Origin of the sequence: Mesorhizobium sp. M2A.F.Ca.ET.067.02.1.1 (assembly GCF_004023285.1) — a bacterium.
Classification (GTDB): Bacteria; Pseudomonadota; Alphaproteobacteria; order Rhizobiales; family Rhizobiaceae; genus Mesorhizobium.
In genome coordinates, this window is sequence record NZ_RZSB01000486.1 from 1 (window position 1) to 4627 (window position 4627).

Below are 4627 nucleotides of genomic sequence, written 5' to 3' on the forward strand. Positions count from 1 at the left end.
CTTGCAGTGGGCGTCGAACTCGTCGAGCGTGCGCACCAGATAGGCGTCCTCGACCCCGGCGCCACGGGCGATCGCGGCGAGGTCCACCCGGCCGAAGGCAGTGTGGGTCGGCGGGCCGCCGATCGACAAATATTGCTCGTTGTCCCAGACGACGACCAGCAGGTTCTTCGGCTGCTCATTGCCGAGCGTGGCGAGGATGCCGAGATTGAAGAGCAGTCCGCCATCGGTGTCGAGCGAGACGATGCGCCGGTGCGGCAGGCCGGCCGCCAGCCCAAAGGCCTGGGGGGTCACGCAGCCGAGCTGCTGCTGGAAGAGGCTCGCCTCGCGCATATGCGGCGCGGCGTTGTACCATTCGTCGACGCTGCCGCCGAGCGACAGGATCACCAGCTCGTCCTTCAGCCGGGCAGCGAGCGCCTTCATGCAGTCGAAGCGTTTCATCGCACCACCTCGCCGCCGAGCGCGATCGCCGAATGGTAATAGGAGGCGTAAGACCAGGAGTAGGCGTCGGCGATCGCCCGTTCGATCTTTTCCTCGTCGCGCACCACGCGGTAGGGGATGCGCAACGCGTCCAGCACCGGCTCCATGGTGATGCCGTGGGGGATGGCCCACCAGTTGTTCTCGCCGAGCTCGCCGCGGTAGCTCATCAGCATGACGACCGGGATGCCGGCGCCCAGGCCCATGCGCGCCAGCGGCTCGACCGAGGCCCTGAGACCCGAGTTCTCCATCACCAGCGCGGCCCGCTTGCCCGACAGGAACACGCCGCCGCAGATGGCCGCGCCTTCGCCCTCGTTGGTGACGCGGATCGTCCTGATGTCGGGATCGGCGTCGAGCGCCGGGTAGAGTTCCTTGAATAGCGAATCAGGCAGGTAGCAGACGATCGACACTCCTGTTCTTTTCAGTCCGCGAATGACGGCGTCCACCGCGCTTTTCTTCATGCGAATTCTCTCCTGCCGACGCAGGTTCGCAGAAAAGGAGATGTTCCGAATAGTGCAAAAGGAAGCCGCGATACGATGCGTGGAACGCAACAACAGGCGGCGGTGGTCATCGACCGTTTCCGAGCCGCTCTACCGTCCGCGCCAGTTGCGTGGCGAAGGCGGAGGCCGCGTCCGACATCTCGCGCTCCGGCCGAGTGAGCAGCATCAGCCGGCGTGGCGGTATCTTGGCGTCATGCAGCGGGACGAAGATCAGTGTGCCGTCGGCGACCTCCGCCTCGACGCCGATGCGCGTCTGCAGCACCGTACCGAGGTTGAGCTTGGCAAGTTCGATCATCATTCCGATCGAATTGGTTCGGGAGCGCCGTGTCAGATCGATGATCGAGCGGCTGATAGCCTCCTCCACCGAAAGCCCCAGCGCCAGGCTGCCGTCCGACAGGATAACGCGCTCGCCGGAAAGGTCGAACAGCTTCAGCTCTTTGCGGCCGGCGAAACGGCTGTCCGGATGCGCGACCACGCCGAGCGGCAGCGTGGCTGCCGCGATCTTGCGCACGCTGCGCGGCACCTGCACGTCGAAGGCGAGCGCAAGCTGGCAGTCGCCTTCCGCCACGGCATCGCACGCCTGCTGCGACCCCGCGACCCGCACGTCGACCGTGATCAGCGGGTGACGCTCCCAGAACTCCTTGAGCGCGGCCGGCATGAGGCCGCGCGCGACGCTCTCGACCACGGTCACGGAGACGCCGCCGCGGTTGAGGCCGCGCAGGTCGTTGATCTCCGACCAGGCGCGGCCAAGCTCGGAGGTGCTCACTTTGGCGTGGTAGAGCAGCAGCTCACCCGCGCTGGTCAGCTTCAGGCGTTGCCGCACCCGCTCGAACAACGGCGTACCGATCTCGTCCTCCAGCGCCTTGACGAGGCGGCTGATGGAGGACGGCGCGACGTTAAGCACCTGCGCGGTCTGCCGCACTGAGCCCAGCCGCGCCACCAGCTGGAAATAGTGGATACGCGGCGAGACGAGGCCGAGGCGATAGGGATCCACTCAGGCCGCCTCGAAGGCCGGCACGATCGTCATCTCCGGCACCAGCACGAGTCCCTTGTCGGTGATGCGTATCTCCGGGATCACGGAGAGCGGGATGAGGTTGAAGCCCATATAGGGGATGGAGCAGCCGGCCGCTTCCCATTCGCGCTTCAGCACCTTCATCTCCTCCGCAACCTCGGTGACGCGCTTGTCCGAGAGAAGTCCGGCGATCGGCAGGTCGACCATCGCGGTCACCTTGCCGTCATGGACCACGCAGACGCCGCCCTGCTTCTCCTCGAGCGCGCGCAGCGCGACCTGCATGTCGACCTCGTTGACGCCCGCGACGATGATGTTGTGGCTGTCATGCCCGACCGAGGATGCGACCGCGCCGCGCTTCAGCGCGAAGTTGCTGAGCAGCCCGTGCGCGACATTGCCGACGGACTTGCCATGCCGTTCCACCACGGTCACGAAGCAGAGCCCGTGCCGGTCGAAATGCGTCTGCCAGTCGTTCGCCGGCTCGAGCGTGATCCGCTCGTGCCCGAGCGTGATGCCCGGCAGCTCGGTCCGTATGGTGTGCGCCACGACCTTTTCGATCGGAAGGTCCGGGGTGAGCCTGATCGCCTTCGGCAGCTTCACCGTGTGGTAGGCCGCCTCGGGATAGCGGTAGCGCTGCGAAAGCGCGCGGTCGAGGACCGGCGTGATCCTGTGGTCTTCGACGACCAGTTCGCCGCCGTACCAGGTGTTCACCGGCTTGTAGGAATCGTCGAGCAGCACGAGGTCGGCGCGACGCCCGCCGCCCAACCCCCCGATCTCGCCTTCCATGCCGAAGCGCGTGGCCCCGTGCAGCGAGCCCATCGCCCAGGCCTGCTCCGGTTTCATGCCGGCTTTCATCGCTTCGCGCGTCACCCAGTCGAGGCCGAAGAGCAGCAAATCGTCGGCGTCGCGGTCGTCGGTGCACACGGCGACGCGCTTGTGCGAGGCGCCGAGCTCGGTGATCGTCTTGATCGCCTGCGGGAGCGAGTGCCACGGCGTCGTCGGCGGGCCGCCGCGCAGGAAGAGCCAGATGCCGGCCTCCAGCATGTCGTCGGCGATCTCGCGGTCGATCGCCTCGTGCGTGTCGGTCACGCCGGAGGCGGCATAAGCCGCCACGAATTCGCGGCCGTAAACGTGGCCGGAGACGGGGCGGCCGCGCTGGAGCGCCGCCGCGAGGATCGCATGGCTGCGCTCGTCGCCCATCGCCACCTGCACGAAGTCCATCTTTTCGCCGAGCGCCACCGCTTCCTGCCATTTGTCGAACAGCGCGCCGATCTTTTCCGCCGTCAGGTCGCCGCCGGCCGTTTCGAGCTGCGGCGAGGTGGCCGGCACCGTGCTGGGCACGGTCAGGAAGATCGAAAGCGGCGCCTGGCGGGCGTCTTCCAGCATCGCCTCGACGCCGGCGACGTCCATCACGTTGCCGATCTCGTGGCTGTCGCAGAAGATTGTCGTGGTGCCGTTGAGCAGAGCGGCCTCCGCATAGGCGCAGGCTGTCACCATCGATGATTCGATATGGATGTGCGGATCGACCAGCCCCGGCGCGACGATGCCGCCCTTGGCCTGGTAGACCCTGGCGGCGGTTCCCTTGTAGGTACCGGCGGGCTTCACCGCGGCGATGCGCCCGCCCGAGATCCAGACTTCCCGGCCCACCAGGATGCGCTCGGAATAGGTCGACAGCACGCGCGCCCCGGCAATGACCAGGTCGGGCTCCTGCCTGCCGAAGGCGACGTCGGCCAGCCTCCGCGTCATGGTCGAGAGCGGCTGTACCGAGAAGCGGCTGAGATTGCTCATGACTTTTCTGCCTTCTGCCTGGGCGTCTGCGCCTCAATAATAGTCCGGAATGCCCGGCATGGTCACGAAACCGGGGAGCGAACGGACGCGCCGTCCCCAGCGCCGCAGCCCGGCATATTCATCGTGGTCTATCCCGAAATCGCGGCTGAGCGCGAAGGCCGGAAAAAGCGCGATGTCGGCGATCGTGGGATGGCCGGCCGCGAACCAGTCGAGGCCCTCGTAGCCGCGCGCGATCATGTGGTCGTCCATGATGCGCAACAGCTTGCCCGCCGATGCCTGCAGCGCCTCGCCGTCGCCCGGCGTGTCGAACAGGGAGTTGCGGCGCGCCTCGGCCGCGACCGCCAGCGCGCCGGCCGAGAAGACGAGCCACTGCATGACGCCGGCGAAGTCGGCGCCCTCCGCCGGCAGCCATTTGCCAGTGGCGTCATTGGCGCGGGCGAGATGCGCTAGGATCGCTTCGGCGCCGAACAGGGTCAGGTCGCCGTCCTTCAGAATCGGCAGTGTGCCGAGGGGGTTCATGGCCAGGAAGGGCGGCGTCGTCTGCTCGTTGCCGGGGAAGGCGTTGACCGCGATCGGCTCCCATTTGAGGCCGAGCATCGAAAGCGCGAGCCGCACCTTGTAGCAGTTCTCGTCAAGCTCGTAGTTGTAGAGGACGATCCCGGCCATCACGCGGCCACCGCTGCTGCCGGCTGCGTCTCGATGCGGTGGCGCAGTTCGGCCGTCCAGGCCAGGAAATGCGCCTGTCCCTTGCCGGCATAGCGTGCGGCAGGTCCGGCGATGACGACATGCAATGCCGTGCGCTCTCCGGAAAGGCTATGCAGGCCGAGGAGAAGCATGTCGTTGCCAACCGTCAGCG

General features: G+C 67.0%; 5 protein-coding genes and 1 pseudogene. All 6 read right to left on the reverse strand.

Annotation, left to right across the window (positions count from 1 at the left end; all coding sequences use genetic code 11):
* Window positions 1–438: thiamine pyrophosphate-dependent enzyme (locus tag EOA28_RS25695; RefSeq protein WP_128315418.1), on the reverse strand; the 438-nt coding region annotated here is incomplete at its 3' end.
* On the reverse strand, window positions 435–935 hold the full coding sequence (locus EOA28_RS25700) for a thiamine pyrophosphate-binding protein (protein ID WP_127249327.1): 501 nt from the start codon (window positions 933–935) through the stop codon (window positions 435–437). The genes EOA28_RS25700 and EOA28_RS25695, both read right to left, overlap by 4 nt.
* A 106-nt stretch (window positions 936–1041) precedes the next feature.
* The gene (locus EOA28_RS25705) at window positions 1042–1968 is read right to left on the reverse strand and encodes a LysR family transcriptional regulator (protein ID WP_127249326.1); all 927 of its coding nucleotides are present in this window, start codon (window positions 1966–1968) and stop codon (window positions 1042–1044) included.
* On the reverse strand, window positions 1969–3771 hold the full coding sequence (locus EOA28_RS25710; protein WP_128315419.1) for an adenine deaminase C-terminal domain-containing protein: 1803 nt from the start codon (window positions 3769–3771) through the stop codon (window positions 1969–1971).
* A 33-nt stretch (window positions 3772–3804) separates the two neighbouring features.
* Window positions 3805–4437: a glutathione S-transferase family protein gene (locus EOA28_RS25715; protein WP_127249324.1), complete on the reverse strand. Its 633-nt coding sequence runs from the start codon at window positions 4435–4437 to the stop codon at window positions 3805–3807.
* A pseudogene (locus EOA28_RS39025) lies at window positions 4437–4627 on the reverse strand (Rieske (2Fe-2S) protein); the annotation flags it as partial. The gene EOA28_RS25715 and the pseudogene EOA28_RS39025, both read right to left, overlap by 1 nt.